Consider the following 25,982-nt stretch of genomic DNA (forward strand, 5'->3'; position numbering starts at 1 on the left):
GTGGACTCCTGCTCCGGTGGGTTGAACCTGTTCGCCGGCGCGGTGCCGAGCGATGGGAGGGAGTCTGCGGAATGCACCAGGAAGGAGAAATACGCCGGGTGGCGTACACGGAGGTACTCAGGCGCGTCAACGGCGCGCGGGGCTACGGCGCCGGGTACTTGCGCGCGTTCGCGACCATCTTGCTGCGCGCGGCCTCGATGGGATCGATGCCGAGCTGGTCGGCCAATTGCAGCAGGTACAGCAGCACGTCGGCGATCTCGGTGCCAACCTCGGCACGCTTGTCGGCCGGCAGCTCGCGGCTCTGCGCCTCGGTGAGCCACTGGAAATGCTCGAGCAGCTCGGCGGCCTCGACCGAGAGCGCCGCGGCGAGGTTCTTGGGGGAGTGGAAGGGCTCCCAGTGGCGCTCGCGCGCGAAGTCGCGCAAGGCGAGCGTGAGCGATTGGAGGTCGTGGGTCATGGCGGCTGTTGGGGACACAAATATGAAAAGCCCATTTTGGGTAATAAAATGCCCAAAATGGGTAAATCGCCGATGCCGAAGCAGCTCGAAGCACCTGTCGGACTGGCCGACGCCCTGTTCACGACCACCCAGCAGCGCGTGCTGGGCTGCCTCTTCGGCCAGCCGGATCGAAGCTTCTTCTTCACCGAATTGATCAAGCTTACCGGCGCGGGCTCAGGCGCCGTGCAGCGCGAACTCAAGCAGTTGACCGACAGCGGGCTGCTCACGATGTCGCGCGTGGGCAATCAGAAGCACTACCAGGCCAATGCGCAATCGCCGATCCACGAGGAACTGAGCAGCATCGTGCGCAAGACCTTCGGACTCGCGGGCCCGCTGCGTGAAGCGCTGCAACCCGTGGCCGACCGGATCGAGGCCGCGTTCGTGTACGGCTCGGTCGCGAAGAAGAGCGACACGGCCGCGAGCGACATCGACCTGCTGCTGATCAGTGACGAACTTGCCTATCCGGATCTCTTTCTCGCGCTCGATGCCGTCTCCGCACGGCTCGGCCGTACAGTGAACCCGACCCTGTTCACGAGGAAGGAACTGATGCGAAAGCTCAAGGACGGCGAATCCTTCGCCACGCGCGTGATGGCACAGCCCAAGCTCTGGGTGCTCGGCGACGCGCATGCCCTCCCCGCTTGACAACCTCTGCGGCCCTTCGAAGCCGCTCGCGGCCGAGGCGCCCGATGCGCGCGAGTTCGCGGGCTTGCTGCGTTCGGGCCAGGCCCGCCTGAAGGATGCGCAGGTCGCGCAGCTCTCGCTCGAGGGCCGCTTCGACCTCGTCTACAACGCGGCCCACGCCCTATGCCTCGCCGCCTTGCGCTGGCATGGCTACCGCGCGGGCAACCGCTTCATCGTCTTCCAGGTGCTGCCCCACACGCTGTCGCTGGGCCCCGAGGTCTGGCGGGTGCTGGCCAAGGGCCACGAGATCCGCAACCTCGGCGAGTACGAGGGCGACCTGAACGTGGACGAGCGCATCGTCCGGGACATGATCGTGGCCTGTCAGCAGGTGGCCGCGAAGCTGTCGGCGCTCCCCGCGCCCGGCAGCAGCTAGGAGCCTGCGCGGCAGAAGCCGCATCGGCTGCAACGCGCGAGAAAACGGTCCATCGCGGCGATCCCGCCTGCGCCCATAGCCCAGCTATGGGCTTGTCGGTATCACCACGCTGTCCTCGTTTTTCGCGCGTTTCGCTTCGATGCCTTCTGCCGCGCAGACTCCTAGCGCGGGCGCGCGCCCCGCCGATGCAACACCGCCACCAGCAACGCCGACCCCATCAGATAGACCAGCGCCACCCCGAGCCCCGCCGCATAGGCCGCCGCATCGCCCCGCTCGCCGAGCCGCCCGTAGAACAGGATCCCGATCAGCGCCACGCCCAGCGCATTGCCCGCCTGCTGCACCATCGAGAGCACGCCCGAGGCCACGCCCGCATGTTGCGGCGGCAGGCCGGCGAGCACGCTCGAGACCAGGGGCGCCATCACCAGGCCCAGACCCGCGCCCTGCACCAGCAGCAGCGGCACCATCCAGGCGAGCAGGTGGGCATGGCCCGCGAAGGCCGCGACGTTGAGGTACTGCAGCGCATGGCCGGCCGCGAGCAGCAGCGCGCCGAGCGCGATCGGCGGCTTGCCGCCGAAGCGGCGCGCGATGCGGGCGCCACCCATCGAGGTGGCGAAGAAGCCGAGCGCCAGCGCGGTGAAGACCAGGCCCGAGCGCAGCGCGCCGAGCGCGAGGCCCTGCTGCAGGTACAGCGCGAGCACGAAGTACAGCGAGGCATTGCCGACATAGAAGGCCAGCGTGGTCAGCAGGCCGTTGACGAAGCGCGCATCGGCCATCAGCACCGGCGCCACCAGCGGCGCACCGCCGCGCGCGGCGAGCCGGCGCTGCTGGAAGGCGAACAGCAGCGCGAGCGGCAGCGCGGCCGCGAGGCACAGCCAGCTCCACAACGGCCAGCCCTGCTGCCGGCCCTCGACCAGCGGCAGCACCACCGCCACCGACGCCGCGGCCACCAGCAGCATGCCGGCGGGATCGAGCCGGCTCTGGTGGCCCCCATTGGCCAGCGGCGGAATGACGCGCGGCGCCAGCAGCAGCGCGAGCAGGCCGATCGGCAGGTTGATGAGGAAGCAGCTGCGCCAGCCGAGGCCCCACACATCAGCCTGGATCAGCAGCCCGCCCACGAGCTGGCCCAGCGTGGCGCCGAGGCCGAGCGTGAGGCCGTAGGCAGCGAAGGCACGGGCACGGTCCTCGCCGGTGTGGACCAATCCGATCATCGCGAGCACCTGCGGCTGCAGCAGCGCACCGGCCAGGCCTTGCAGCACGCGGGCCGCCACCAGCAGCTCGGCATTGGGCGCCAGGCCGCAGGCCGCCGAGGCCAGCGTGAACAGCAGCAGGCCCGCCATGAACATGCGGCGGCGCCCGAAGAGGTCGCCGAGCCGGCCGCCGGTGATCAGGCCCGCGGCGGTGGCGAGACCGTAGCCCGCCACCACCAGCTGCAAGGTGGCGGTGCTCGCGAGCAGTTCGCGCTGCATCGAGGGCAGCGCGACATTGACGATGAAGAAGTCCAGCACCACCAGGAAGGTGCCGCTGAGCATGACCCACAGGGCCAGCCGGGCGGGCCGGGCCGCGTCCGCGTTCTGGCCGGCCGAGGATGAAAGCGATGCCGCGGGAACGGCGATGTTGGACTGCGTCATGGTGGGCTCGAGTCTTGGAGGGAGGGCGCGCTGCGGCAATGACCCCGGAGGTCAAGCGATCAGACGCCGGGGGTCGGCAGGATGAACTGGTAGTCGACGGCGATGCGGCCGTCCTCGGCCAGCCGCAGGAACTCGAGCCCGAGCGCCGCCACGGGACCGCCCGCGGCGGGGACCATCTGCCAATGGAACATCACGGTGTCGTGCAGCCCTTGCGCATCGCCGGTGGCGATGAAGCGGAAGCCGCCGTCGCGCACGTTCTTCTCGTGCGAGCCGGTGACGCGCTGCGCCAGCGCCTCGTAGCCCTTGGCCTGCAGCGTGCGTACGTAGTGCTCGCCCTGGGGCACCCACAGTGCGGCAATGGCGTCGCGGCGGGCGTCGGCGTCGGTCAGGTTCCAGAGGGCGACGTAGCGGTCGGCCAGTTCGGCGAAGCGGGTCTTGGCATGCATGGTGTGTGCTCCTGTGCGGTGAGAGTGAAGCGGCAGTTTCTGCCGCGCTCGATGGACAGTGAATGCCTGCAAAGCCGACAATCTTGTCCATTCGTCCACCCCCACCGGAGCCTTCATGGACCCCCTCGACGACGTTTTCGCGGCCATGCGCGTGCGCAGCGCCCTGTATGCCCGGCTCGAGGCCGGTGCACCCTGGGGCGTGAGCCTGGCCGGCGGCGAGAGCGTGCGTTTCGGCCTCGTGGTGCGCGGCGGTTGCCTGCTCGAGGTCGAGGGGGCGGACCACCCCGTCGCGCTCGCCGCGGGCGATTGCTACGTGCTGGCCCACGGCACGCCCTATGTGCTGCGCGACCATCCGACCACGCCCACGGTGAGCTGCGCCTCGGTCGTGCGCGACCGCATCGGCGGCGTCGTCGAGCTGGGCGGCACGGGCACCGCGGCCTCGGTGATCTGCGGCTGGTTCCACTTCGACCAGCGCGCCGCGCGTCCGCTGCTCGACCTGCTGCCGGTGCTGCTGCATGTGAAGATGGAGCAGGCGCGGGCCCTCGCGCTGCAGGGCACGCTGCAACTGCTGGCCATGGAGACCGGCGAGCCCGGCCTGGGCTCCGGCCTGCTCGTGAGCCGGCTGGCCGACATCGTGTTCGTGCAGGCGGTGCGCGCGCACGTCGCGGCCGCGGGCGATGCGCAGACCGGCTGGCTGGCCGCGCTGACCGATGCGCGCATCGGTCCCGCGCTGCGCGCGATGCACAAGGACATGGCACGCGCCTGGACGGTGGAATCGCTGGCCTCGGCCGCGAGCCTGTCGCGCTCGGCCTTCGCGCAGCGCTTTCGCGAGCGCGTGGGGCAGGCACCGCTGGAATACCTCACGCAGTGGCGCATGTTCAAGGCCGGCAACATGCTGGGCCAGGGCAACGCCGCGCTGGGCACCATCGCCGGCGCGGTGGGCTACGAATCGGAAGCCGCCTTCAGCAAGGCCTTCAAGCGCGAGAAGGGCATCGCGCCCGGTGCATGGCGCGCCGCGGCGCGCGAGAACGCCACGGCGTGAAAGAGCGCCTCAGGCCTGCTTGGCCGCGTGCCTGAACTGCGTCATGGCAAAGGCCCAGGCCATCCGCGTGGCATCGGGCCCGGCCGCATCGCTGAACATCAGCTTCGACGCGCCACCGCTCCACGCATGCCCCAGCCCCGCGATCTCGCACAGCGAGACCACCGTGCGGCCCTTGCGCTTGAAGTCGGTCACGCGCATCGGGCGGCGCTTGCCGCGCTGCACGTCGCGCGCCACGCCGGGCCGCGCGCCCATGGCCGTGGCCCACACGGCGGCGCTGTTGACGGCATTGCTGGGCACGACCACGGCATCGGCATCGCCGTGCAGCACGAGCATCGGCGGCAGGGTCGCGAGGACGGCCGCGGCGCCCATCGCCTTGCCGACGGCGGTGACGGGCATCGGCGGCACGTTCTGGCCGCGCATCGCGCCGAGCGCAGTGGCCGACGACTTGGCCGCACCGGGCGCCACTCCCGAATGCATGACCACGGCGCGAAAGCGCTGCGGATAGCGCGTGGCCAGCAGCGCCGCCATGCTGGCGCCGGCCGAGAGGCCGGCCAGCGCGACGCGCTCGCGGTCCACCGGGTAGAGCATGCAGGCCTGGTCGACCGCGGCCATCAGCGTCGCGGCCTCGGCATCGGCCTTGCCGGAGCGGCGCTCATACCAGTTCCAGCAGCCCTGGGGATGCGCGAGCCGGTCCTGCTCGGGGTAGAGCACCAGGAAGCGCTGGCGCGCCGCCAGCGCGTTCATGCGCGTGCTGGCCGCGAAGTCGCGCCCGGTCTGGCCGCAGCCGTGCAGCATGACCATGAGCGGCAGCTTCTCGCCGGGCTGCAGATGCAGGTCGGCGGGACGGAACAGGTGATAGCGCCGCGCGCCGCCGGGACCGATCGCCATGCCGCTGAGCCAGTCGCCCTTGCCGGGCGGCGGCTTGAGCCGCTTGGCCGTCGCGCGCTGCACCTGGCCCGCCACGCGCTGGCTGTTGCGCAGCGTGAGCTTCGTGAGCGCCTTCAGGTTGCGCTCGTAGGCGCGGGCGAAGACGGAAGCGGTGGAACGGCGGGCCATGGCGCAGTGTGACGCATGGCGCCGGAACGGGACAGCGATCGCCCGCTGCCCCGGCGAAGTCAGTAGACCTCGGGGACGATCATGCTCGCGGGGACCGGCTGGCGCAGGTAGTCGGCATGGCGCACGCGGGCCGGCAGTTCCACCGGCGCATGGGGCACCATCTCGTAGGGCAGCTGGCCCAGCAGGTGGCTGATGCAGTTCAGGCGCGCCTTCTTCTTGTCGACCGCCTGCACCACCCACCACGGGGCCTCGGGGATGTGGGTGCGTTCCAGCATCGTTTCCTTGGCCTTGGTGTATTCCTCCCAGCGGCGGCGGCTCTCGAGGTCCATCGGGCTGAGCTTCCACTGCTTGAGCGGATCGTGGATGCGGCCGAGGAAGCGCATGTGCTGCTCGTCGTCGGTGATGGAGAACCAGTACTTGATGAGCTTGATGCCCGAGCGCACGAGCATCTTCTCGAACTCGGGCACGGTGCGGAAGAACTCCTCGTACTCGTCGTCCGAGCAGAAGCCCATCACGCGCTCGACGCCGGCGCGGTTGTACCAGCTGCGGTCGAACAGCACCATTTCGCCGGCCGCCGGCAGGTGCGCCGCGTAGCGCTGGAAGTACCACTGGGTGCGTTCGCGGTCGTTGGGCGCCGGCAGCGCGGCCACGCGGGCCACGCGCGGGTTCAGGCGCTGGGTGATGCGCTTGATGACACCGCCCTTGCCGGCCGCGTCGCGGCCCTCGAACAGGATCACGACCTTCTGCTTGCTGTGCTGGACCCAGTCCTGCAGCTTCACCAGTTCGCCCTGCAGGCGGAACAGTTCCTTGAAATAGGCCTGGCGGGCCGCCTTGTCGGAAGCGCTGTTGGTGCTGGCCGGCTCGCCGTCGAGGCCGTCGATGTTGCGGTCCTCGATCTCCAGCTCGAGCTCCTCGTCGTAGCTGTCGATGAGGTCTCGGGCGATGCGCTGCATCAGTTCTTCGTGGTCGGGAAGGGCGCTCGTCGGCATGGTGAAAGGGCAAGAGTGGCGGGATCGGGGAAAACCATGCTGCATGGGCCAGATGACGCCGGCGTGACGGTTTTGCGGCCGATTCCCGTAGGCCGACACGCCGTTGTCACACGGCGCGAACACCATTTCTCCCCACTACAACACTCCAGAACGCTCCCATGAACACGCTCGCCGCCCCGAATACGGACATGCCGGCCGCGCCGGCAGGGTCCGCAGCCCACCGCCCGAAGCTCGACGCCCGGCCCGGTCCGGTTGCCCTGATCACCTTCGTCGGCCTGCTCGCCGTCGGCCTGCTCTACACGGCCTGGAGCCTGGTGAGCGACGTCTCCGACTCCGGCGCACCCATGACCACCTGGGTGCCCTACATCCTGCTGGGCGTGGCGCTGCTGATCGCGCTGGGCTTCGAGTTCGTCAACGGCTTCCACGACACCGCCAACGCGGTGGCGACGGTGATCTACACCCACTCGCTGCCGCCGAACTTCGCGGTCGTGTGGTCGGGCTTCTTCAATTTCCTGGGCGTGCTGGTCTCCAGCGGCGCGGTGGCCTTCGGCATCATCGCGCTGCTGCCGGTGGAGCTGATCCTGCAGGTGGGCTCGGGCGCGGGCTTCGCGATGGTGTTCGCGCTGCTGATCGCCGCCATCATCTGGAACCTCGGCACCTGGTGGCTGGGGCTGCCGGCCTCCTCCTCGCACACGCTGATCGGCTCGATCATCGGCGTGGGCGTGGCCAATGCGCTGATGCACGGGCGCGACGGCACCAGCGGCGTGGACTGGGCGCAGGCCACCAAGGTCGGCTATTCGCTCTTGCTGTCGCCGCTGGTGGGCTTCGGCTGCGCCGCGCTGCTGCTGCTGGCGCTGCGCGCCTTCGTCAAGAACCGCGCACTCTATGAAGAACCCAAGGGCAGCGAGCCGCCGCCGTGGTGGATCCGCGGCCTGCTGATCCTGACCTGCACCGGCGTCTCGTTCGCGCACGGTTCCAACGACGGCCAGAAGGGCATGGGCCTGATCATGCTGATCCTGGTGGGCACGGTGCCGATGGCCTATGCGCTCAACCGCGCCATGCCGGCCGACCAGACGGTGAAGTTCGTGGCCGTGGCCGAGGTGGCGCAGGGCGCGATGCAGCGCAGCCTGCCGACCTCGCTGCCCGCGCTGCAGCCGGCGGCCGCGCGCGACTCGCTCGCGACCTACGTGCGCACCCGCGAGTTCAACGACACGGTGGTGCCCGCGCTGGCCTCGGTCACCGGCAGCATCGCGCAGCAGGTCAAGCAGCACGGCTCGCTGGCCCGCCTGCCGGCCGACGCGGTGGCCAACGTGCGCAACGACATGTACCTGACCTCCGAGGCGATCCGCCATCTGGACAAGAGCGGTGCCGCGCGCTTCGACGCCGACACCAAGGCCCGCGTCGGCGCGCTGCGCCAGGAACTCGACGACGCCACCCGCTTCATCCCGCTGTGGGTGAAGGTGGCGGTGGCGATCGCGCTCGGCCTGGGCACCATGATCGGCTGGAAGCGCATCGTGGTGACCGTGGGCGAGAAGATCGGCAAGACCCACCTGAGCTATGCCCAGGGCGCCTCGGCCGAGGTGGTAGCGATGGTGACCATCGGCGCGGCCGACATGTACGGCCTGCCGGTCTCGACCACGCACGTGCTGTCCTCGGGCGTGGCCGGCACCATGACCGCGAGCGGCTCGGGCCTGCAGATGTCCACGCTGCGCAACCTCGCGCTGGCCTGGGTGCTGACCTTGCCGGCGGCGATGCTGCTGTCGGGCGGGCTGTACTGGTTCTTCACGCACCTGTTCTGAAGCATCGCGCACCTTGCCGGCACTCCATGACCTGGCCGCCAATTCGTATGGCGGCGACGAAGCCGGGCTGATCTGCGGCTACCTGTTCGACCCCGGCGCGTCGGGCCCCGACGCCTCGCGCGAGATCGATTCGAGCCAGGCCGCGGCCTGGCTCGACGCCCTGCCGCCCGACGAGGAACTGGCCGCCGCGCCTTCCGAGGGCGCCTACGCGGGCCCCTATGCGTGGCTGCACTTCAACCTGAGCCATGCCCAGGCCGAGCGCTGGCTGCAGCGCCATGCGCGGCTGTCGGACACCTTCTACGAGACGCTGCACGACGGCCTGCCCTCCACGCGCATCGAGCGCGCCGACGATGCGCTGATCGCTGTCATCAACGACGTGCACTTCGATTTCAGCTTCGAGCCCTCGGACATCTCGACGCTGTGGATCGCGGTCGGCGCGCGGCTGGTCGTGACCGCGCGCAGCAAGCCGCTGCGCTCGGTCGACGCGCTGCGCACCGCGGTCAAGGCCGGCGACGCGCCGCGCTCGAGCACCGAGCTGCTCGAGCACCTGCTGCGCGCGCAGGCCGACGTGCTGGTGAAGATCGTGCGCGGCGTGACCGGCCGCGTCGACCGCATCGAGGACGAACTGCTGGCCGGCCGGCTCGACAACAAGCGCGCCCGCCTGGGCCTGATGCGCCGGCTGCTGGTGCGGCTGCAGCGGCTGCTGGCGCCCGAGCCGGCGGCACTGTTCCGGCTGCTGCAGCGCCCGCCGGGCTGGATGGCAGAGGACGATACGCAGGAGCTGCGCGGCGCGACCGAGGAGTTCTCGGTGGTGCTGCGCGACATGCAGGCGCTGCAGGAACGCATCAAGCTGCTGCAGGAAGAGATCGCCGCCAACGTCAACGAGGACAACAACCGCAGCCTGTTCGTGCTGACGGTGGTCACGGTGCTGGCGCTGCCGATCAACATCCTGGCCGGCCTGTTCGGCATGAACGTCGGCGGCATCCCGCTGGCCGAGCACAAGCACGGCTTTTGGATCGTGGTCGCCATCGTCGCCACCTTCACCGCGGTGGCCGCCTGGGCCGCTTTCAGGAAGAAGCGCTGAGCCGCTCCACCGCTGCGGTTAATGCTATTTATCTAGTAGCAAATACGAGCACCCATGCGACCGTGTCGACAGGCCGGAGCGCCTAGAATCGACCGGTGTCCTCCATTCTCAATGCCGACCTGCACTGCCACTCCGTGGTGTCCGACGGCACACTGACGCCCGAAGAACTCGCCGTGCGCGCCGCCAGCAATGGCGTCGACCTGTGGGCGCTGACCGACCACGACGAGATCGGCGGCCAGCACCGCGCCGCCGCCGCCGCGCGCGAGAACGGCATGCGCTACCTCACAGGCACCGAGATCTCGGTCACCTTCGCGGGCGAGACCGTGCACATCGTCGGCCTGGGCTTCGACCCCGACGACGCCGCCATGACCCAGGGCCTGTACGACACCCGCGGCGGCCGCGGCAAGCGCGCGCAGGAAATGTCCGAGGGACTGGCCAAGGTCGGCATCCAGGGCGCCTACGAAGGCGCGCTGCGGTTCGTCGGCAACCCCGAGCTGATCTCGCGCACCCACTTCGCGCGCTTCCTGGTCGAGCAGGGCCACTGCCGCGACACGCCCGAGGTGTTCCGCAAGTACCTCACCGAGGGCAAGCCCGGCTACGTGCCGCACCGCTGGGCCACGCTGAAGGACGCGGTGCACTGGATCACCTCGGCCAAGGGCCTGGCCGTGATCGCGCACCCGGGCCGCTACAAGTTCAGCGCCAACGAGGAGTACGCGCTCTTCCTCGAGTTCAAGGCGCATGGCGGCCAGGCGATCGAGGTCGTCACCGGCAGCCACACCCCGGCCGAGTACGTCGAGTACGCCGACAAGGCGCTCGAGTTCGGTTTCGCCGCCTCGCGCGGCAGCGATTTCCACAGCCCCGACGAGAGCCACTGCGACCTCGGCAAGCTGCCGCCGCTGCACGCTTCGCTCACGCCGGTATGGGAACTGCTCGCTCACCGAATACAAGCGTGAGCCAGCTGTCCGGGACCGCGACCGAGAGCGCCGCCACCCAGGCGCTGGCCCAGGCCCGCGCCGCGGCCCAGGCCGCCTCCAGCCGCGAATCCGAACGCATCCTGGCCGGCATCGGCCTCGTGGTGCTGGCCGTGGCCTGCTTCGCCACGCTCGACACCGCCACCAAGATCTCGACCGCGAGCGTGCCGATCCTGATGGGCGTGTGGTTCCGCTATGCCTTCCAGGCCGTGGCCACCACCGCCGTGCTGCTGCCGCTGCGCGGCACCGCGCTGCTGCGCACCGCCCATCCGCGCTACCAGGCGCTGCGCGGGGCGCTGCTGCTGGGCTCGAGCCTGTTCGCCTTCATGAGCCTGCGCTACATGCCGCTGGCCGAGTTCACCTCGATCGTGCTGATCGCGCCGCTGGTGATCACGCTGCTGGCGGCCACCACGCTCAAGGAGCATGTCTCGCCGCTGCGCTGGACGCTGGTGGCGGGCGGCTTCGCGGGCACGCTGGTCATCCTGCGGCCCGGCGGCGGCGCCTTCAGCTGGGCCATCCTGCTGCCGATCGGCCTGGTGATGACCAACGCCTGGTTCCAGGTGCTCACGAGCAAGCTCGCGCAGACCGAGAACCCGCTGACCATGCACTTCTACACCGGCTGGGTCGGCACCCTGCTGGCCTCGCTGGCCGTGCCCTTCGCCTGGACCGCGCTGCCCTCGTGGCACTGGTGGGCACTGCTGTGCCTCATGGGCCTGATGGGCACGGTGGGACACTTCATGCTGATCCTCGCCTACCAGCGCGCGCCGGCCTCCACCCTCACGCCCTACCTCTATGCGCAGATCGCCTTCGCGATGCTCGGCGGCTGGCTGATGTTCTCCCACGTGCCCGATGTCGTGTCGCTGGTCGGCATGGCGATGATCGCGGTCTGCGGCGCGGCCGGTGCCTGGCTCACCGTGCGCGAGCGCCGCGTGCCGATCGAACCGGCGGAATCCTGATCAGGAGCGTTTTTCATGGCCCAGTACTTCGAAGTCCACCCCGAGAACCCCCAGCAGCGGCTGCTCAAGCAGGCCGCGGCGCTGCTGCAGCGCGGCGAGATCGTCGCCGTGCCCACCGACTCCAGCTACGCGCTGGCCTGCCACCTCGACGACAAGGATGCGGTCGACCAGCTGCGCCGCATCCGCCAGGTCGACGACAAGCACCACCTGACCTTGATCTGCCGCGACCTCAGCGAGCTCGCGAACTACGCGCGCGTCGACAACAAGCAGTACCGCCTGCTGAAGGCCGCCACGCCCGGCCCCTATACCTTCCTGCTCGAGGCCACCAAGGAGGTGCCGCGGCGCGTGAGCCATCCGCAGCGCAAGACCATCGGCCTGCGCGTGCCCGACCACAAGGTGCTGCTCGAGCTGCTGGCGCTGCATGGCGCGCCGCTTTTGGCCACCACGCTGATCGCGCCCGGCGAGACCGAGGCGCTCAACGACGCCGAGATCATCCGCGAGCGCTTCGAGAAGCAGATCGCGGGCGTGATCGACGCCGGCGCCTGCCCCTCCCAGCCGACCACCGTGGTCGACCTCACGCCCATGGGCAGCGGCGACGATCCGGTGGTGGTGCGGCAGGGGCGCGGGGCGCTCTCGGTGCTGGGCCTGTGATGCGACCCTCGTTCTTCTCTTGTTCCGTCTGACACAATCTCGCAGTGGATATCTCCAATCTGATACAGACGGTCCTGATCTATGCGCTGCCCGTGATCTTCGCGATCACCGTGCACGAAGCCGCGCACGGCTACGTGGCGCGCTACCTCGGCGACAACACGGCGGCGGTCATGGGCCGCGTCACGCTCAACCCGATGAAGCACATCGACCCCATCGGGACCATCCTGATGCCGCTGATGCTCTACTTCGCGACCTCGGGCGCCTTCCTGTTCGGCTATGCCAAGCCGGTGCCGGTCAATTTCGGCCGGCTGCGCCATCCCAAGCGCGACATGGTCTGGGTGGCCCTGGCCGGTCCGGCCTCGAACTTCATCCAGGCGATCCTCTGGGCCGTGGTCTGGGCGGTGCTCATTGGCGTGGGCGTGCAGGAGCCCTTCTTCGTCAAGATGGCGCAGGGCGGCGTGCTGGTCAACCTCGTGATGTGGGCCTTCAACCTCTTCCCGCTGCCGCCGCTCGACGGCGGCCGCGTGCTGGCCGGGCTGCTGCCCAACGGGCCGGCGCAGAATTTCCTCGCTCGCATCGAGCCCTACGGTTTCTTCATCGTGATGGGCCTGGTGCTCGCAGGCATCGTCAGCAAGTTCTGGCTGATGCCGCTGATGAGCGTGGGCTACGAGGTGCTCGATCTGCTGATCGGGCCGCTGCAGGCCCTGTTGCGTTGATGTTGCGTTAGTTTCCAGTTCCGACCATGGCTTCGTCCTCCCCCTCCCCGCTGCGCGTCCTCACCGGCATCACGCCTTCCGGCACGCCTCATCTCGGCAACTACGTCGGCTCGATCCGCCATTCGGTGCGCCAGAGCGTCGCACCCGGCGTCGAGAGCTACTTCTTCCTGGCCGACTACCACGCCCTCATCAAGGTGCAGGAGCCCGCGAAGATCCAGCGCTCCACGCTGGAGATCGCCGCCAGCTGGCTGGCCTGCGGGCTCGATCCCGAGCGCGTGACCTTCTACCGCCAGTCCGACATCGGCGAGATCCCCGAGCTCACCTGGTTCCTGACCTGCGTCACCGGCAAGGGCATCCTCAACCGCGCCCATGCCTACAAGGCCCAGGTCGACAAGAACACGGCCAAGGGCGAGGACGTCGATGCCGACGTCACGGCGGGCCTGTTCATGTACCCGGTGCTGATGGGCGCGGACATCCTGATGTTCAACGCCCACAAGGTGCCCGTGGGCCGCGACCAGGTGCAGCACATCGAGATGGCGCGCGACATGGCGCAGCGCTTCAACCACCTCTACGGCGATCACTTCACGCTGCCGGACGCCGAGATCGACGAGGCCGTCGCCACCCTGCCCGGCCTCGACGGCCGCAAGATGAGCAAGAGCTACAACAACACGATCCCGTTGTTCACGCCGCGCGCCCAGCTGCAGAAGCAGATCGCGAGCATCGTGACCGACTCGCGCGCGCCCGGCGAGCCCAAGGAGACCGAGGGCTCGGCGCTGTTCCAGATCTACCAGGCCTTCGCGAGCGCCGACGAAACGGAAGCGCTGCGCAAGTCCTACGCCGAAGGCATCGCCTGGGGCGACGCCAAGCAGGTGCTGTTCGAGCGCATCGACCGCGAGGTGGCGCCGCTGCGCGAGCGCTACGAGGCGCTGATGGCCGACCCGGCGCAGATCGAGCGCACGCTGCTCGTCGGTGCCGACAAGGCGCGCGCGCTGTCGCGCCCGTTCATGACGCGACTGCGCCATGCGGTCGGCCTGCGCAACCTGGCCGACGCGGGCGATGGCGCCAAGGCGCGCAAGGGCGGCAAGGGGGCCGGCAAGGCCGGCTTCAAGCAGTACCGCGAACGCGACGGGATGTTCTATTTCAAGCTGCTCGACGCGAGCGGCGAAACCCTGCTGCAGAGCCGAGCATTCGCCTCGCCGCAAGAGGCCGGCCGTACCATCGCGGCGCTGCAGGAGCAGCGCGGCGCGGCCTTGACGACTTATGCGGATCGGCTCGAGCCGATCGCCACGGATGAAGGATTGCGCGCCGCGAGCGAGGCGCTGGAGGCACTGTCGGAGGCCACCGCCACCACCAAGGGCGGATGATCCGGCAACCGCCATCGGCCCATCCGCCGGTGGACGTGAAGAGAGAAGACGGTGCGATCACAAAGGAAGAAAACATGAGCATATATGTCATCGACGACCACCCCCTGATGCGCGACGCGATCGTGATGGTCCTGCGGCGCCTTCGTCCGGCCGAGAACATCGTCGAGCTCGAACGGCTCGACAAGCTCGCGAGTTCCGTCGCGCAGCGCGGAGCGCCCACGCTCTTCTGTCTCGACCTGAAGCTGCCCGACACCAACGGCGTTTCGGGCGTGATCGCGGTCAAGCAGGTCTATCCCAACGTGCCGATCGCCGTCTATTCGGCGGCGCCCTCGGCCGACATGGAAGACGCCTGCATCGAAGCCGGTGCCGACACCTACATCGAGAAGTCGGCCAGCTCGGCCGAGCTGGCGGCGGCCCTGCGCGGCCTGCTGATGGCCGGTTCGGAAGAAACCGACGAGCCGCCGCTGGCCAGCAACAGCAAGCTCTCGAAGCGCCAGACCCAGTTGATCGCCATGCTCGACAAGGGCATGAGCAACCGCGACATCGCCACCGACCTCGAGATCAGCGAGCACACGGTGAAGGTGCACCTGTGGCGCCTGTTCCGCCGCCTCGGCGTGAAGAGCCGCACGCAGGCGCTGCACTACGCGCGCACGAACGGGTTGCTGTCGGGCTGAGGCCCTGGCGGCAGTGCAGTGAAAAAGCCGCGCCCCTGGGCGCGGCTTTTTCGTTTCAGGCGCGGGGCGGTGTCGGTTCCGGCCTCAAGGCAGCGTCTTGCGCTGATAGGCCACCTGCTGCGTCACCTCGAGCAGATAGCTCGCTTGCGTCGCCCCGGCTGCTTGCGGATAGACAGCCGCGTTGAGATCGAGCATCACGTCCTCCGAGAAATCCGCACTGAAGCGCTTCGAGTAGACGTCGAAGCTCGCGACCGGCGTGAGGAGGTCGCTGGCATTCACGCGCAACCGGACCGTGATCTCCACGGCAGCCTCCCAGCCCTCGGGCGCGTTCTCGGGCAGCACCGCACCCACGATCCGATAGCGCGCCTTCGGACGCACCGGCAGAACCCGCGGATCGTCGGGCTGGTAGACCATCCGATTGCCGTTGAGCGAGAAGTAGAGCGACGCGCCCGTGCTCTTGCCGAATGGCGTGCGTGCCAGCGCAACGATGTCCGGCGAAATTTCATAGCTCGTGCTGACCGGTGTCGCTGGCGCATCCGCGGGAAACACGCCCAGCCTGGGCGTTCCCAGGACCGTGGAAATGAAGACGGGCAAACGCTCGGGCTCGAGCCCGAACAGGCTGCCGAGCCCGCGCGACCGCACCTCGAAATCGGATGGAAGGCTTCCTACCCTGTTGCAATCTCTCGCGTTGACGTCGACCGGCCAGAAGTCGCGTACATGGTCTCCAGCGCGCCAGGCCTGGCAGTCCGAGTACGAGCCCGATCGGCCTGGATCGACCGCGGCGACGGTTTCGACCAGCGCGAACTTGAACAGTGGACCTGTAGCGGCGGGTAGCACGGGCGTGACGGTGAGGTACGCCGGCTCACTGTCCTTCACGCCATCGTTCACCACCAACCGCACGACATAGTCGCCTTGCTCGTCGAGCAGCAGCGACGGCTTCGCGCCATTCGCATCGGCCAGCACCGCCTGGCTGCCCAGCGGCTTGGACTGCAGCATCCAGGCATAGCTGAGCGACCGCCCCGCCGAAGCCTTGCTGCCGCTGCCATCGAGCGTGGCGACCAGCCCCAGCGTGCCCGCCGAAGCCTTCGCGGCCGCGGCGACCGGCGGCGCGTTGTCGGTGGGCGTGGGGGTTTCGGGTTCCGAGGGGCCGGAGGGACCGGAAGGCCCGCCGGTCGCGGGCGGAGCAACCGGCGGCAGGAAAGCGAAACCGGCGGAACCACCGCCGCCTCCGCCACCACATGCGCACAACATCGCGACCAAGGCCGCTCCCACGGCGTATCTGAACTTGTGGATCATCTCTGCGGGCCCTCCCGTGCCCTGTCTTGAAAGAACGGAAACGGCCTGCTGGATGCGGCTCTGCGGTTCCGTTTCGAGATGGCGGGGAAGATAACAGCAGCGGGCACCTCGGCCCTGCGCCAAATCCCTAGGTCGGCCCGACGACGCGGAGGCTCTCAGCCCACCGCCGCGCTCACCCGCGCCTGCGCCACCGCCTCGTCCGCATCGTGCAGCGCCACGCGGAACACGCTGCCGCTGCCCAGGCGCGAGCGCACGCTGACCGGGTGGCCCAGCACGTGCGACAGGCGAGCGACGATCGCCAGGCCGAGGCCGAAGCCGTCGGAGGTGCCGGCATGGTCGGCCACCTTGTAGAACTCGAGGAACACGTCGCGCAGGTGCTCGGGCGCGATGCCGATGCCGGTGTCCCAGACCTCCACGCGCATGCCCTCGCGGGTGCGGCGCGAGGCCAGCAGCACGCCGCCCTCGGGCGTGTACTTGATCGCATTGGCCAGCAGGTTGCCGATCATGCGGCGCACCCGGATCGGGTCGGTGAGGAAGCTGCCCTCGGTCACGTGGACGCGGAAGTCGAGGCCCTTGCTCTCGGCCACGGGGCGGTACTGCAGCTCGAGGTCCTGCAGCAGCTCGGCGATGTCCACGCGCTCGATGTGCAGCCGCACCTGGCCCGAGTCGATGCGCGCGAGGTCGAACATGGAATCGAACAGCGCATTGACCGCATGGGTGGCGCGCACGATCTTCGGTGCCAGCTCGAGCACCAGCTCGGGCTCGTTGCGCAGCCAGTCGGCGTACAGCGACAGCGCCAGCACCGGCTGGCGCATGTCGTGCGCGGCGCTCGCGAGGAAGCGGTTCTTCATCGCCACGGCCGCCACCGCCGCCTGCCGCTGCTGGGTCAGCGACTTGATCAGGATGTGGTTGTGGAACAGCAGCTCCAGGCTGTTGCGCGCGGTCTCGTGGATGTGGTGGCCGGCGCGCAGCAGCAGGTACCAGTGCAGCGTGGGCAGGATCGGCAGCAGGAAGCCGTACTGGAACTGCGGATGCTCGAGGTTGATGACCACCAGCCGCACCAGCACCGAGCCGAGCACGGTGGCGAACAACGTGTTGACGAAGCGCTTGAGCAGCGGCGGGTGCAGCGCCAGCCCGTTGAGCGGCGAGGTCGCCACGCCCGCGATCACCAGCCAGCTGATGAACTGGTTGACCTGGGGCACGCGCTCGAAGAACAGCAGCACCGACAACCCCCAGACGAAGGCGCTGGCGGTCCAGACGAAGGCATAGCGGTCGGCGTACTGCTGCTGCGCCAGCGCGCTGCGCCCGACGTAGCGCACCGCGTACACGCGCGCGGCCCAGGCCCGGCAGGCCATCGAGATCAGGCCGGCGGTGAGCCAGGTCAGCACCTCCCAGCGCGGCAACGCCGACCAGTTGAGCGCCGCCATGCCGACCATCAAGGTGCCCGACACGAGGTAGGAGCCGCGCGCCGAGCGCATCAGGCTGCGGATCAGCTCGCCGCGCACCCAGGCCTCGGCCTCGTCGGCGGAGGCCGGCACGGGCGTGAGGCTGGTGATCGAGGCGGCGGTCGCCATCAGGCAGCGCCTTTTCTTCGGTAGCGGGCCAAAACCATGGATGAGGGTGCGGGTGGAGCCGGCGGCCGGAACGGCGTTCCGGCCAGTCCGGCGATCTTACCGGGCTGTAGGCCGGTGTTTCACGCCGTAACAACCGGCCGGGATAGCGCGGCCCTTGAGGCACGATGGCCGTCCCCCTAGCTTCCCGGGCCTGCCGCCATGCTTTCCCACGTATTCCTCGGCGTGAGCGACTTCGAGCGCGCCTTCGGCTTCCATGCCGCCCTCATGGCCGAGCTCGGCCATGCGCTGCGCTTTCGCGACGACAGCCGCCCCTGGGCCGGCTGGCAGCGCCCCGATGCGCCGCGCCCGCTGTTCCTGATCGGCGCGCCCTTCGACGGCCAGGAGCCGGCGGTGGGCAACGGCCAGATGGTCGCGCTGCTGGCGGCCGACCGCGCCACGGTCGACCGCGTCCATGCCGCGGCGCTGGCCCACGGCGGGCGCTGCGAGGGCCCGCCCGGGCTGCGCCCGCACTACCACGCCAACTACTACGGCGCCTACTTCCGCGATCCCGATGGCAACAAGCTCTGCGTCTGCTGCCACGACCCTGCATAGCTAGAAGGCTCTTTCCTGCACCGTCGCGTGCGGATGCAGCGGATGCGTCAGCGTGTCCGCGATCAGCCGCAGCGCGTCGTCGCACTCCTCGCGCGACATCGGGCCGCCGAGGCAGATGCGCACCGCGTCGGGCGGATCGCCGTCGGTCGAGAAGGCCGCGCTCGCGACCACGCCCACGTTGCGCGTGCGCAGGAAGGAGGCGAACTCGACCGGGCTCCAGCCCGGCGTGAGCGGCAGCCAGGCATGGAAGCCCTCGGGATGGGCCTGCAGCCCGTGGCCGCCGAGATGGCGCGCGGCCAGCAGCTGGCGCGCGGCCGATTCGGCGCGCACCGCCTGCAGCATGGCGTCGGCCGTGCCGTCCTCGACCCACATCGTGGTCAGCGCATTGGTGACCGGCGAGGCCATCACCGTGGTGGCGCGCAGGGCGCCCGCGAGCCGCTGCGACTGGCGCGCGGTCGGCGCGCAGACATAGGCGCTGCGCAGCCCCGCGCCGAAGCACTTGGAGAAGCCGGTGACGTAGTAGGTCAGCGCGGGCGCCAGCGTGGCGAGCGTGGGCGGCATCTGGCGCGGCAGCATGCCGTAGGCGTCGTCCTCGATGATCGGCACCGCGTAGCGCAGCGCCACGTCGGCCAGCGCCTCGCGCCGCGCGCGGCTCACGGTGCCGGTGGTGGGATTGAGCAGGGTCGGGTTGCAGTACAGCGCCTTGGGCTTCAGGGTCTTGCAGGCATGCTCGAAGGCATCGGCGATCGGGCCGTCGTCGTCGAGCTGCAGCGCATGCAGCTGCACGCCGAGCTGGGCCGCGATGGCCTTGATGCCCGGGTAGGTCAGCGACTCCACGCACACCAGCTCGCCGGGCCGCGCGAGCTGCGAGATCAGCGCGGTCAGCACGCCGTGGATGCCGGGGCACACGAGGATGCGGTCGACGCCGGCCTCGGGCACGTGCGGGCGCAGCCACTGCATCGCGGCCTCGCGGTCGTGCACCGTGCCGCCGAAGTCCTGGTAGCGCAGCAGGTCGTAGAGGTCGGCCTGCGCGAAGGCCTGCGCGGCGCCCTCGTGCATGCGCGCCACCAGGTGCTCGTCGCGCGGCTCGGGCGGCATGTTCATCGTCATCTCGGCGCCGCTGCCGCCGCGCAGCCGCAGGCTCGGGCTGCCGGTGCGGATGAAGGTGCCGGTGCCCGCGCGCGAGTCGATCAGCCCGCGCTTGCGCGCCTCGGCATAGCCGCGCGCCACGGTCGTGTAGTTGAGCTGCAGGTCCGCGGCCAGCTCGCGCAGCGTGGGCAGACGGTCGCGCGCGCCGAGCCGGCCGGTGCGGATGTCGTCGGCGATCAGGTCGGCCAGCAGCAGGTAGGCCGGCTTGGCGCTGGCGCGCAGCTGCTTGCGCCAGTGCAGCGTGATGGGGGCGATCGGGGCGGTGTCGGTGGCGGCCACTTGATTGCATCCATTGATTGCATCGGGGGACCGATCAACCCGCAGGAAACGTGCCCGTCCCCTGGGGGTTCCCAGGGCCGGCGATGCCTCGGACGGGTGCGATCAACCCCATTGATCGGGTGCATTGATCGCACGCCGAACGCTTCGCCACGGTGCGGCCCGGCCCGCCGCGAACGCCGCGCGACCCGCTCGCGGCAGTCGCGCGGAAATTTTTCGCGCCCGCATGCGGCACCGCTGCGCCTTGATCGCAACTTGATTGCATCGCGGGCCCCGCGCCTTGGCACATGGCATGCGAAGAAGAAGGCGCGCAGACGCTGCTGCGTTCCTCTCCTTCATCCCTTTCACCGGAGTACCCCATGCCCACCGTGACCCGTCCCCGCAACGAAAAAGGCGAGTTCCTCGTCGACTACGAAGAGAAGGTGTTCGAAGACGTGAAGGCCGAGCCCGGCGAGAAGGCGCTCGTGACCTTCCACACCGTGGCCTTCGAAGGCTCGATCGGCTTCGTCAACCTGCTGCAGGCCACGCGCCTCAAGCGCAAGGGCTTCGAGACCTCGATCCTGCTCTACGGCCCCGGCGTCACGCTGGGCGTGCAGCGCGGCTTCCCGACGCTGGGCGACGAGGCCTTCCCGGGCCATCAGAACTTCAACAAGCAGATCGCCACCTTCATCGCCGAGGGCGGCAAGGTCTACGCCTGCCGCTTCGCGCTGCAGGCGCTCTACGGCCACGGCGAAGGCGCGCTGATCGAGGGCATCAAGCCGATCAACCCGCTCGACGTGCTCGACCTGATCCTGCTGCACCGCAAGGCCAACGCCTTCATCCTCGACACCTGGACGCTGTGATGCCCACCCCCGTTGCTTGCTCACTTCGTGTAGCCGCCTCCCCCCTCAAGGGGGCAACACCAGCGGCCCGGCAAAGCCGGTTCCGCGGTGTTTCCCGAACGGGCTTCGCTGCGCTCGCCGCGGCATCGTGCTGAGGTGCGGCGATGGGGACCTCCAATTCTTCCCGCATCGTCCGCGCCGCGGCGATCCAGATCGCGCCGGACTTCGACCGTCCCGACGGCACGCTCGATCGGGTGTGCAGCGCGATCGACGAAGCCGCTTCAAAGGGCGCGCAGCTCGCGGTCTTTCCCGAGACCTTCGTGCCCTACTACCCCTACTTCAGCTTCGTGCTGCCGCCGGTGCTGCAGGGCGCGCCGCACCTGCTGCTGGCCGAGCGCGCGGTGGTGGTGCCCGGCCCGGTCACGCAGGCCGTGGCCGAGCGGGCGCGCGCGCGCGGCGTGGTGGTGGTGCTCGGCGTGAACGAGCGCGACCACGGCAGCCTCTACAACACGCAGCTGGTGTTCGACGCCGACGGCACGCTCGCGCTCAAGCGCCGCAAGATCACGCCGACCTACCACGAGCGCATGGTCTGGGGCCAGGGCGATGGCGCCGGGCTCAAGGTGGTCGACACCGCCATCGGCCGCGTCGGCGCGCTGGCCTGCTGGGAGCACTACAACCCGCTGGCGCGCTACAGCCTGATGGCGCAGCACGAGGAGATCCACTGCGCGCAGTTCCCGGGCTCGCTGGTGGGCCCGATCTTCGCCGAGCAGATGGAGGTGACGATCCGCCACCACGCGCTCGAGTCGGGCTGCTTCGTGGTCAACGCCACCGGCTGGCTCAGCGACGAGCAGATCCGCAGCGTCACGCCCGACCCGAACCTGCAGAAGGCACTGCGCGGCGGCTGCCACACGGCCATCGTCTCGCCCGAGGGCCGGCATCTCGCGCCGCCGCTCACCGAGGGCGAGGGCATGGTGATCGCCGACCTCGACATGGCGCTGATCGCCAAGCGCAAGCGAATGATGGATTCGGTGGGCCACTACGCGCGCCCCGAGCTGCTCTCGCTCGCCATCGACGACCGGCCCGCGGTCACCACCGTGCCGATGCACACCCTTTCTTCCCACCCACGGAGCCCCGACCATGACGACGACCGCAGCCCTCGCACCGAATCCCGCACCGAATCCCGCGCAGGTGGACAGCCGCCAGCTGATGACGGAGCTCCAGTCCTTCGGGTTGCGGCTGGTTGATCCCGGCGCGGGTGCCGCCAGCCGCCGCGGCGGCGCCGGCCCCTCGGACCACAAGGCCGTGCTGGTCGACGGCCACACGATCATGGTGCCGGTGCACACCGCCAGCGCCTGGCATTCGCCGTTCACGGCCGAGGCGCCCGACGCGCAGGGCGTGAGCCGCGTGATGCGCGGCAGCATCCCGATCGCGAACATCGCCTTTCCGCGCCAGCCGCGCTTCTATGCGATGCAGACCTTCGATGGCGTGCCCTATTCGCACATCGCCACCTTGCACGGCAGCGACGTGCTCGCCACCACCGTGCTGCAGACCTGCATCCGCTACGAGAGCCGGCGCAAGAGCTGCAAGTTCTGCGCGATCGGCCAGTCGCTCGCGGCCGGCCGCACCATCGCGCACAAGACGCCGCAGCAGCTCGCCGAGGTGGCGCGCGCGGCCGTGCTGCTCGACGGCGTGAAGCACATGGTGCTGACCACCGGCACGCCCAACGCCACCGACCGCGGCGCGGCCGTGCTCTGCGAGAGCGCCTTCGCGATCAAGGCCGCGGTCGACATCCCGATCCAGGGCCAGTGCGAGCCGCCCGACGACGACCGCTGGTTCCAGCGCATGAAGGCCGCGGGCATCGACACGCTGGGCATGCACCTGGAGGTGGTCACGCCCGAGGTGCGCGAACGCATCATGCCGGGCAAGGCCAGCGTGCCGGTGTCGCGCTACATGAGCGCCTTCGAGGCCGCGGTGGCGGTGTTCGGCCGCGGCCAGGTCAGCACCTACATCCTCGCGGGTCTCGGCGATTCGCGCGAGGCCATCCTCTCGATCTGCGACGAACTGCTCGCGCGCGGCGTCTATCCCTTCGTCGTGCCCTTCGTGCCGATCAGCGGCACGCCGCTCGAGGACCATCCCGCCCCCACGCCCGAGTTCATGAAGTCGCTGCTCGAGCCGCTGGGCCGGCGCGTCGCGGCCGCCGGGCTGCGCTCGGCCGACATCAAGGCCGGCTGCGGCAAGTGCGGCGCGTGTTCTTCCTTGTCCGTCTACGAGGCCTGAGATGAAGACCGCCGAAGCCTGGAGCGAGCTGCCGCTGGCCTACGCGCCGGTCGAATACCTCGTGCGCGAGGCCTCCCAGCAATGGGAGCGCGACGAGGCGATGGCGCTGCGCCGCGCCGTGTTCTGCATCGAGCAGGGCATCTTCGCGCGCGACGACCGCGACGCGATCGACGACCATGCGCTGCTGCTGGTGGCGATGTCGTGCAACGCCGGCATGCCCGAGCAGGTGGTGGGCACGGTGCGCATCCATCGCGGCGCGGCTGCGGGTGAATGGTGGGGCTCGCGGCTCGCGGTGCACCCGGCCTTCCGCAGCCAGGGCCACCTGGGCGCGACGCTGATCCGGCTCGCGGTGTCGCGCGCCCATGCGCTGGGCTGCACGCTGTTCCTCGCGCAGGTGCAGCTGCAGAACGAGCCGCTGTTCCGCAAGCTCGGCTGGACCACGCTCGGCGAATGCGAGGTGCAGGGCCGCCCGCATGCGCGCATGCGCGCCGACCTCGGCTTCTATCCGCCCTGCCACGATCCGGTCAGCGGCTTCGTCACGCGCGCGAAGGTGCCGCGATGAGCCGCGCCGCCGAGATCGCCGAAGCGCTGCGCGCCACGCGCGGCTTCGCCCACAAGCGCGACATCAGCGAGGTGGTGGCCGCGCTGGGCCGCTCGCTGCCCGGCGGCCACGCGGCGCTCGCGCAGGCCGTGCCCGTGGGCGACGACTGCGCCGCCATTCCCGACGGCCGCGGCGGCTACCTGCTGTTCGCGATCGAGGGGCTGGTCGAGGACTTCATCGTGCGCATGCCCTGGTTCGCGGGCTACTGCGGCGTGATGGTCAACGTGAGCGACATCTACGCGATGGGCGGGCGCCCGACCGCGGTGGTCGACGCGCTGTGGAGCAGCGGCATGAACCCGGCCGACCAGGTGCTCGGCGGCATGGCCGAGGCCGCGGCGCGCTACGGCGTGCCGATCGTCGGCGGCCACAGCAACAACCGCAGCGAGCGGCCGCAGCTCGCGGTCGCGATCCTCGGCCATGCGCGCCGGCTGATCACGAGCTTCGATGCGCGGCCCGGCGACCTGCTGGTGATGGCGGCCGACCTGCGCGGCGCCTACGAGGAGCCCTTCCCCTACTGGAACGCCTCGACCCGCGCGCCGGCCGCGCGGCTGCGCGCCGACCTCGAGCTGCTGCCCGCGCTGGCCGAGGCCGGCCTGTGCCGCGCCGGCAAGGACATCAGCATGGCCGGCGCGGTCGGCACCGCGATGATGCTGCTCGAATGCTCGGGCGTGGGCGCCTCGATCGAGCTCGATGCGCTGCCGAAGCCCGAGGGCGTGCCGCTGTTGCGCTGGCTGTCGTCGTTCCCGAGCTACGGCTTCGTGCTCAGCGTCGCGCCCGCGCAGCTCGCGCGCGTGCTCGCGCGCTTCGCGGCGCGCGACATCGCCTGCGGCGTGATCGGCACCGTGGACCCCAGTCGCACCGTGCACCTGCGCGCCGATGGCGAGGAGGCCCTGCTGTGGGACTTCGGCCGCGACGCCTTCATCCAGCCATCGGTGCCGTCCGGCCTGCGCGAGGAGGCCCGCCATGGCTGACGACGACTTCGAGCGCCCGCTGCGCATCGGGCTGCTGACGCATTCGGTCAACCCGCGCGGCGGCGTGGTCCACACGCTGGAACTCGCACGTGCGCTGCACGAGGCCGGCCATGCCGTCACCGTGTTCGCGCCGGCCGCGACGGGCCAGCGCTTCTTCCGCGAACCGCCCTGCCGCGCCGAGCTCGTGCCGGTGCACGGCACGCCGGCCGATACGGTGGCGATGGTGCGCACGCGCATCGCGGCCTTCGTCGACCACCTGGGCGCGCTGCTCGAGCACGAACGCTTCGACGTGCTCCACACCCACGACTCGATCGGCGGCAATGCGCTGGCGCGGCTGCAGGACATGGGCCGCATCGAGGGCTTCGTGCGCACGGTCCATCACCTCGACGACTTCGCCGATGTGCAGCTCGCGCACTGGCAGCACCAGGCCTTCGTCCGCGCGCGGCAGGTGTTCTGCGTGAGCCGGCTGTGGTGCGAGCATCTCGCTCGGCACCACGGGATCGCGGCGCAGGAGGTGGCGAACGGCATCGACACCGCGCGCTTCTCGCCGCGCATGCAGGCCGGCGACGCGGCGCTCGCGCGGCGGCTCGGGCTGCGCACCGGCGCGCCGGTGGTGCTGGCCGTCGGCGGCGTCGAGGAGCGCAAGAACACGCTGCGCCTGCTCGAGGCCTTCGCGCTGCTGCGGCAGCGCCCGGGCCAGGCCGATGCGCAGTTGGTGATCGCGGGCGGCGCGAGCCTGCTCGACCACAGCGCCACCATGCAGGCCTTCGCCTCCGCGCTCGTGCGCCTCGGGCTGGCCGAAGGTCCGGACCGCGCCGTGCGGCTCACCGGGCCGCTGGCCGATGAGGACATGCCCGCGCTCTATCGCCTGGCCGACGTGGTCGCGATGCCCTCGCTGCGCGAAGGCTTCGGCCTGGTGGTGCTCGAAGGCCTGGCGAGCGGCCGGCCCGTGGTGGCCTCGCGCATCGCGCCCTTCACCGACTACCTCGCGCCCGAGGACGTGAGCTGGGCCGACCCGCTCGATGCGGGCTCGATCGCGCAGGCCTTGGCCGAGGCGCTCGCGCGGCGCGACGACGCGCGCATCGCGCGATCGGCGGCCCGGCTCGCGCGGCACTTCAGCTGGGCCGAGAGCGCGCAGCGGCACGTCGCCCTGTACCGCGAAGGCCTGCGCCACCCCCACGCCATCGAAACGAGGACCGCCCCATGCCCGTGATGCATTTCCAGGTGCGCTGGCCCGATGCCAGCGAATCGCGCTGCTACTCGCCTTCGCTGGTGGTGCGCGACTTCCTTGCGCCCGGCGAACGCTATGCGCTCGACGATTTCCTGCGGCGCACGCGCGAGGCACTCGGCATCGCCTCCGAACGCGTGCGCGCGAAGTATGGCTTCGCCTGTTCGCAGGCGATGGACCAGCTCGCCGAGATCGAGTGCATCGCCGCGCGCTTCGAGCCCGCCGCCGAAGTCACCGTGCTGGCCTTCGACTGACCTCCCCCTTGCGCCCCC

At 70.0% G+C, this 25,982-nt stretch carries 27 protein-coding genes; 19 read left to right on the top strand and 8 right to left on the bottom strand.

All coding sequences use genetic code 11. The annotated features are described in order from the left end of the window. Positions 1 to 142: 142 nt before the first annotated feature. Positions 143 to 457 (bottom strand): nucleotide pyrophosphohydrolase, encoded by a 315-nt coding sequence (locus BM109_RS03965; protein ID WP_093340726.1) that lies wholly within the window; start codon positions 455 to 457, stop codon positions 143 to 145. Positions 458 to 529: 72 nt separating this feature from the next. On the opposite strand from BM109_RS03965, the gene BM109_RS03970 reads away from it, so the two are divergent. Together BM109_RS03970 and BM109_RS03975 are read left to right on the top strand one after the other, a co-directional pair. Next, positions 530 to 1,138, top strand: coding sequence for a transcriptional regulator (locus tag BM109_RS03970; protein WP_256222332.1), 609 nt, complete (start codon positions 530 to 532; stop codon positions 1,136 to 1,138). Then, complete coding sequence (locus BM109_RS03975) at positions 1,122 to 1,550, top strand: hypothetical protein (RefSeq protein WP_093340730.1); 429 nt, start codon at positions 1,122 to 1,124, stop codon at positions 1,548 to 1,550. The genes BM109_RS03970 and BM109_RS03975 overlap by 17 nt, the downstream gene beginning before the upstream one ends. A 161-nt stretch (positions 1,551 to 1,711) precedes the next feature. Here BM109_RS03975 and BM109_RS03980 read toward each other — a convergent pair whose 3' ends face one another. Further along, entirely contained in the window at positions 1,712 to 3,178 is a 1,467-nt protein-coding gene (locus BM109_RS03980) for an MFS transporter (protein ID WP_093340732.1), read from the bottom strand. A gap of 59 nt (positions 3,179 to 3,237) precedes the next feature. Then, complete coding sequence (locus tag BM109_RS03985; protein ID WP_093340734.1) at positions 3,238 to 3,624, bottom strand: nuclear transport factor 2 family protein; 387 nt, start codon at positions 3,622 to 3,624, stop codon at positions 3,238 to 3,240. Between the two features lie 115 nt (positions 3,625 to 3,739). Between BM109_RS03985 and BM109_RS03990 the strand changes: the two genes are divergently transcribed. Then, positions 3,740 to 4,666: an AraC family transcriptional regulator gene (locus BM109_RS03990; RefSeq protein WP_093340736.1), complete on the top strand. Its 927-nt coding sequence runs from the start codon at positions 3,740 to 3,742 to the stop codon at positions 4,664 to 4,666. Between the two features lie 9 nt (positions 4,667 to 4,675). Here the strand turns inward: BM109_RS03990 and BM109_RS03995 are convergent, their stop codons facing one another. Both BM109_RS03995 and ppk2 read right to left on the bottom strand, forming a co-directional pair. Beyond that, positions 4,676 to 5,722, bottom strand: a complete 1,047-nt coding sequence (locus BM109_RS03995) for an extracellular catalytic domain type 1 short-chain-length polyhydroxyalkanoate depolymerase (RefSeq protein ID WP_093340738.1) — start codon at positions 5,720 to 5,722, stop codon at positions 4,676 to 4,678. 59 nt (positions 5,723 to 5,781) lie between these two features. Continuing rightward, positions 5,782 to 6,711 carry a polyphosphate kinase 2 gene (ppk2, locus tag BM109_RS04000; RefSeq protein ID WP_093340740.1) on the bottom strand — a complete coding sequence of 310 codons (930 nt, stop codon included), beginning with the start codon at positions 6,709 to 6,711 and terminating at the stop codon, positions 5,782 to 5,784. 158 nt (positions 6,712 to 6,869) lie between these two features. On the opposite strand from ppk2, the gene BM109_RS04005 reads away from it, so the two are divergent. The 8 genes from BM109_RS04005 to BM109_RS04040 all read left to right on the top strand — a co-directional run bounded on the left by BM109_RS04005 (position 6,870) and on the right by BM109_RS04040 (position 14,926). Further along, positions 6,870 to 8,510: an inorganic phosphate transporter gene (locus BM109_RS04005; RefSeq protein WP_093340742.1), complete on the top strand. Its 1,641-nt coding sequence runs from the start codon at positions 6,870 to 6,872 to the stop codon at positions 8,508 to 8,510. A 13-nt stretch (positions 8,511 to 8,523) separates the two neighbouring features. Then, entirely contained in the window at positions 8,524 to 9,594 is a 1,071-nt protein-coding gene (locus tag BM109_RS04010; protein WP_093340744.1) for a transporter, read from the top strand. Positions 9,595 to 9,689: 95 nt separating this feature from the next. Next, positions 9,690 to 10,547, top strand: a complete 858-nt coding sequence (locus tag BM109_RS04015) for a 3',5'-nucleoside bisphosphate phosphatase (protein ID WP_093340746.1) — start codon at positions 9,690 to 9,692, stop codon at positions 10,545 to 10,547. Then, complete coding sequence (locus tag BM109_RS04020; protein ID WP_093340748.1) at positions 10,514 to 11,521, top strand: DMT family transporter; 1,008 nt, start codon at positions 10,514 to 10,516, stop codon at positions 11,519 to 11,521. Before BM109_RS04015 ends, BM109_RS04020 begins: the two co-directional genes overlap by 34 nt. 15 nt (positions 11,522 to 11,536) lie before the next feature. After that, entirely contained in the window at positions 11,537 to 12,172 is a 636-nt protein-coding gene (locus tag BM109_RS04025; protein ID WP_093340750.1) for an L-threonylcarbamoyladenylate synthase, read from the top strand. Between the two features lie 44 nt (positions 12,173 to 12,216). After that, entirely contained in the window at positions 12,217 to 12,888 is a 672-nt protein-coding gene (locus BM109_RS04030; protein WP_093340752.1) for a site-2 protease family protein, read from the top strand. 26 nt (positions 12,889 to 12,914) lie between these two features. Beyond that, positions 12,915 to 14,252 carry a tryptophan--tRNA ligase gene (locus BM109_RS04035; protein WP_093340754.1) on the top strand — a complete coding sequence of 446 codons (1,338 nt, stop codon included), beginning with the start codon at positions 12,915 to 12,917 and terminating at the stop codon, positions 14,250 to 14,252. A 74-nt stretch (positions 14,253 to 14,326) separates the two neighbouring features. Continuing rightward, the gene (locus BM109_RS04040) at positions 14,327 to 14,926 is read left to right on the top strand and encodes a response regulator transcription factor (protein ID WP_057594424.1); all 600 of its coding nucleotides are present in this window, start codon (positions 14,327 to 14,329) and stop codon (positions 14,924 to 14,926) included. Positions 14,927 to 15,010: 84 nt separating this feature from the next. Here BM109_RS04040 and BM109_RS04045 read toward each other — a convergent pair whose 3' ends face one another. Continuing rightward, on the bottom strand, positions 15,011 to 16,222 hold the full coding sequence (locus BM109_RS04045; protein ID WP_093340756.1) for a PKD domain-containing protein: 1,212 nt from the start codon (positions 16,220 to 16,222) through the stop codon (positions 15,011 to 15,013). Positions 16,223 to 16,377: 155 nt separating this feature from the next. Beyond that, entirely contained in the window at positions 16,378 to 17,796 is a 1,419-nt protein-coding gene (locus tag BM109_RS04050; RefSeq protein WP_057594426.1) for a surface-behavior sensor histidine kinase ShkS, read from the bottom strand. A gap of 198 nt (positions 17,797 to 17,994) precedes the next feature. Between BM109_RS04050 and BM109_RS04055 the strand changes: the two genes are divergently transcribed. Continuing rightward, positions 17,995 to 18,387 (top strand): VOC family protein, encoded by a 393-nt coding sequence (locus BM109_RS04055; RefSeq protein WP_093340758.1) that lies wholly within the window; start codon positions 17,995 to 17,997, stop codon positions 18,385 to 18,387. Here the strand turns inward: BM109_RS04055 and BM109_RS04060 are convergent, their stop codons facing one another. Beyond that, the gene (locus BM109_RS04060; protein ID WP_093341244.1) at positions 18,388 to 19,791 is read right to left on the bottom strand and encodes an aminotransferase-like domain-containing protein; all 1,404 of its coding nucleotides are present in this window, start codon (positions 19,789 to 19,791) and stop codon (positions 18,388 to 18,390) included. 380 nt (positions 19,792 to 20,171) lie between these two features. Here BM109_RS04060 and BM109_RS04065 point away from each other — a divergent pair, with 380 nt between their 5' ends. The 7 genes from BM109_RS04065 to BM109_RS04095 all read left to right on the top strand — a co-directional run bounded on the left by BM109_RS04065 (position 20,172) and on the right by BM109_RS04095 (position 25,964). Further along, complete coding sequence (locus BM109_RS04065) at positions 20,172 to 20,654, top strand: MSMEG_0572/Sll0783 family nitrogen starvation response protein (protein ID WP_093340760.1); 483 nt, start codon at positions 20,172 to 20,174, stop codon at positions 20,652 to 20,654. 143 nt (positions 20,655 to 20,797) lie between these two features. After that, complete coding sequence (locus BM109_RS04070; RefSeq protein ID WP_093340762.1) at positions 20,798 to 21,877, top strand: Nit6803 family nitrilase; 1,080 nt, start codon at positions 20,798 to 20,800, stop codon at positions 21,875 to 21,877. Next, a complete protein-coding gene (locus tag BM109_RS04075) occupies positions 21,840 to 22,910 on the top strand; it encodes an MSMEG_0568 family radical SAM protein (RefSeq protein WP_093341245.1) in 1,071 nt (356 codons plus the stop codon). Before BM109_RS04070 ends, BM109_RS04075 begins: the two co-directional genes overlap by 38 nt. Before the next feature lies 1 nt (position 22,911). After that, on the top strand, positions 22,912 to 23,472 hold the full coding sequence (locus BM109_RS04080) for an MSMEG_0567/Sll0786 family nitrogen starvation N-acetyltransferase (RefSeq protein ID WP_093340764.1): 561 nt from the start codon (positions 22,912 to 22,914) through the stop codon (positions 23,470 to 23,472). Further along, the gene (locus BM109_RS04085; RefSeq protein ID WP_093340766.1) at positions 23,469 to 24,482 is read left to right on the top strand and encodes a sll0787 family AIR synthase-like protein; all 1,014 of its coding nucleotides are present in this window, start codon (positions 23,469 to 23,471) and stop codon (positions 24,480 to 24,482) included. The genes BM109_RS04080 and BM109_RS04085 overlap by 4 nt, the downstream gene beginning before the upstream one ends. Continuing rightward, on the top strand, positions 24,475 to 25,695 hold the full coding sequence (locus BM109_RS04090) for an MSMEG_0565 family glycosyltransferase (protein WP_093340768.1): 1,221 nt from the start codon (positions 24,475 to 24,477) through the stop codon (positions 25,693 to 25,695). Before BM109_RS04085 ends, BM109_RS04090 begins: the two co-directional genes overlap by 8 nt. Continuing rightward, positions 25,686 to 25,964 carry an MSMEG_0570 family nitrogen starvation response protein gene (locus BM109_RS04095; protein ID WP_093340770.1) on the top strand — a complete coding sequence of 93 codons (279 nt, stop codon included), beginning with the start codon at positions 25,686 to 25,688 and terminating at the stop codon, positions 25,962 to 25,964. Before BM109_RS04090 ends, BM109_RS04095 begins: the two co-directional genes overlap by 10 nt. Positions 25,965 to 25,982: the final 18 nt, after the last annotated feature.

This window comes from Variovorax sp. PDC80 (genome assembly GCF_900115375.1).
In the GTDB taxonomy this organism is placed as follows: Bacteria; Pseudomonadota; Gammaproteobacteria; order Burkholderiales; family Burkholderiaceae_C; genus Variovorax.

Excerpts from the sequence above, each read along its gene's own strand:
- BM109_RS03965 (WP_093340726.1), bottom strand. The coding sequence starts at position 457 with ATGACCCACGACCTCCAATCGCTCACGCTCGCCTTGCGCGACTTCGCG.
- BM109_RS03970 (WP_256222332.1), top strand. The coding sequence starts at position 530 with ATGCCGAAGCAGCTCGAAGCACCTGTCGGACTGGCCGACGCCCTGTTC.
- BM109_RS03975 (WP_093340730.1), top strand. The coding sequence starts at position 1,122 with ATGCCCTCCCCGCTTGACAACCTCTGCGGCCCTTCGAAGCCGCTCGCG.
- BM109_RS03980 (WP_093340732.1), bottom strand. The coding sequence starts at position 3,178 with ATGACGCAGTCCAACATCGCCGTTCCCGCGGCATCGCTTTCATCCTCG.
- BM109_RS03985 (WP_093340734.1), bottom strand. The coding sequence starts at position 3,624 with ATGCATGCCAAGACCCGCTTCGCCGAACTGGCCGACCGCTACGTCGCC.
- BM109_RS03990 (WP_093340736.1), top strand. The coding sequence starts at position 3,740 with ATGGACCCCCTCGACGACGTTTTCGCGGCCATGCGCGTGCGCAGCGCC.
- BM109_RS03995 (WP_093340738.1), bottom strand. The coding sequence starts at position 5,722 with ATGGCCCGCCGTTCCACCGCTTCCGTCTTCGCCCGCGCCTACGAGCGC.
- ppk2 (WP_093340740.1), bottom strand. The coding sequence starts at position 6,711 with ATGCCGACGAGCGCCCTTCCCGACCACGAAGAACTGATGCAGCGCATC.
- BM109_RS04005 (WP_093340742.1), top strand. The coding sequence starts at position 6,870 with ATGAACACGCTCGCCGCCCCGAATACGGACATGCCGGCCGCGCCGGCA.
- BM109_RS04020 (WP_093340748.1), top strand. The coding sequence starts at position 10,514 with ATGGGAACTGCTCGCTCACCGAATACAAGCGTGAGCCAGCTGTCCGGG.
- BM109_RS04025 (WP_093340750.1), top strand. The coding sequence starts at position 11,537 with ATGGCCCAGTACTTCGAAGTCCACCCCGAGAACCCCCAGCAGCGGCTG.
- BM109_RS04035 (WP_093340754.1), top strand. The coding sequence starts at position 12,915 with ATGGCTTCGTCCTCCCCCTCCCCGCTGCGCGTCCTCACCGGCATCACG.
- BM109_RS04040 (WP_057594424.1), top strand. The coding sequence starts at position 14,327 with ATGAGCATATATGTCATCGACGACCACCCCCTGATGCGCGACGCGATC.
- BM109_RS04045 (WP_093340756.1), bottom strand. The coding sequence starts at position 16,222 with ATGATCCACAAGTTCAGATACGCCGTGGGAGCGGCCTTGGTCGCGATG.
- BM109_RS04050 (WP_057594426.1), bottom strand. The coding sequence starts at position 17,796 with ATGGCGACCGCCGCCTCGATCACCAGCCTCACGCCCGTGCCGGCCTCC.
- BM109_RS04055 (WP_093340758.1), top strand. The coding sequence starts at position 17,995 with ATGCTTTCCCACGTATTCCTCGGCGTGAGCGACTTCGAGCGCGCCTTC.
- BM109_RS04065 (WP_093340760.1), top strand. The coding sequence starts at position 20,172 with ATGCCCACCGTGACCCGTCCCCGCAACGAAAAAGGCGAGTTCCTCGTC.
- BM109_RS04070 (WP_093340762.1), top strand. The coding sequence starts at position 20,798 with ATGGGGACCTCCAATTCTTCCCGCATCGTCCGCGCCGCGGCGATCCAG.
- BM109_RS04075 (WP_093341245.1), top strand. The coding sequence starts at position 21,840 with ATGACGGAGCTCCAGTCCTTCGGGTTGCGGCTGGTTGATCCCGGCGCG.
- BM109_RS04080 (WP_093340764.1), top strand. The coding sequence starts at position 22,912 with ATGAAGACCGCCGAAGCCTGGAGCGAGCTGCCGCTGGCCTACGCGCCG.
- BM109_RS04085 (WP_093340766.1), top strand. The coding sequence starts at position 23,469 with ATGAGCCGCGCCGCCGAGATCGCCGAAGCGCTGCGCGCCACGCGCGGC.
- BM109_RS04090 (WP_093340768.1), top strand. The coding sequence starts at position 24,475 with ATGGCTGACGACGACTTCGAGCGCCCGCTGCGCATCGGGCTGCTGACG.
- BM109_RS04095 (WP_093340770.1), top strand. The coding sequence starts at position 25,686 with ATGCCCGTGATGCATTTCCAGGTGCGCTGGCCCGATGCCAGCGAATCG.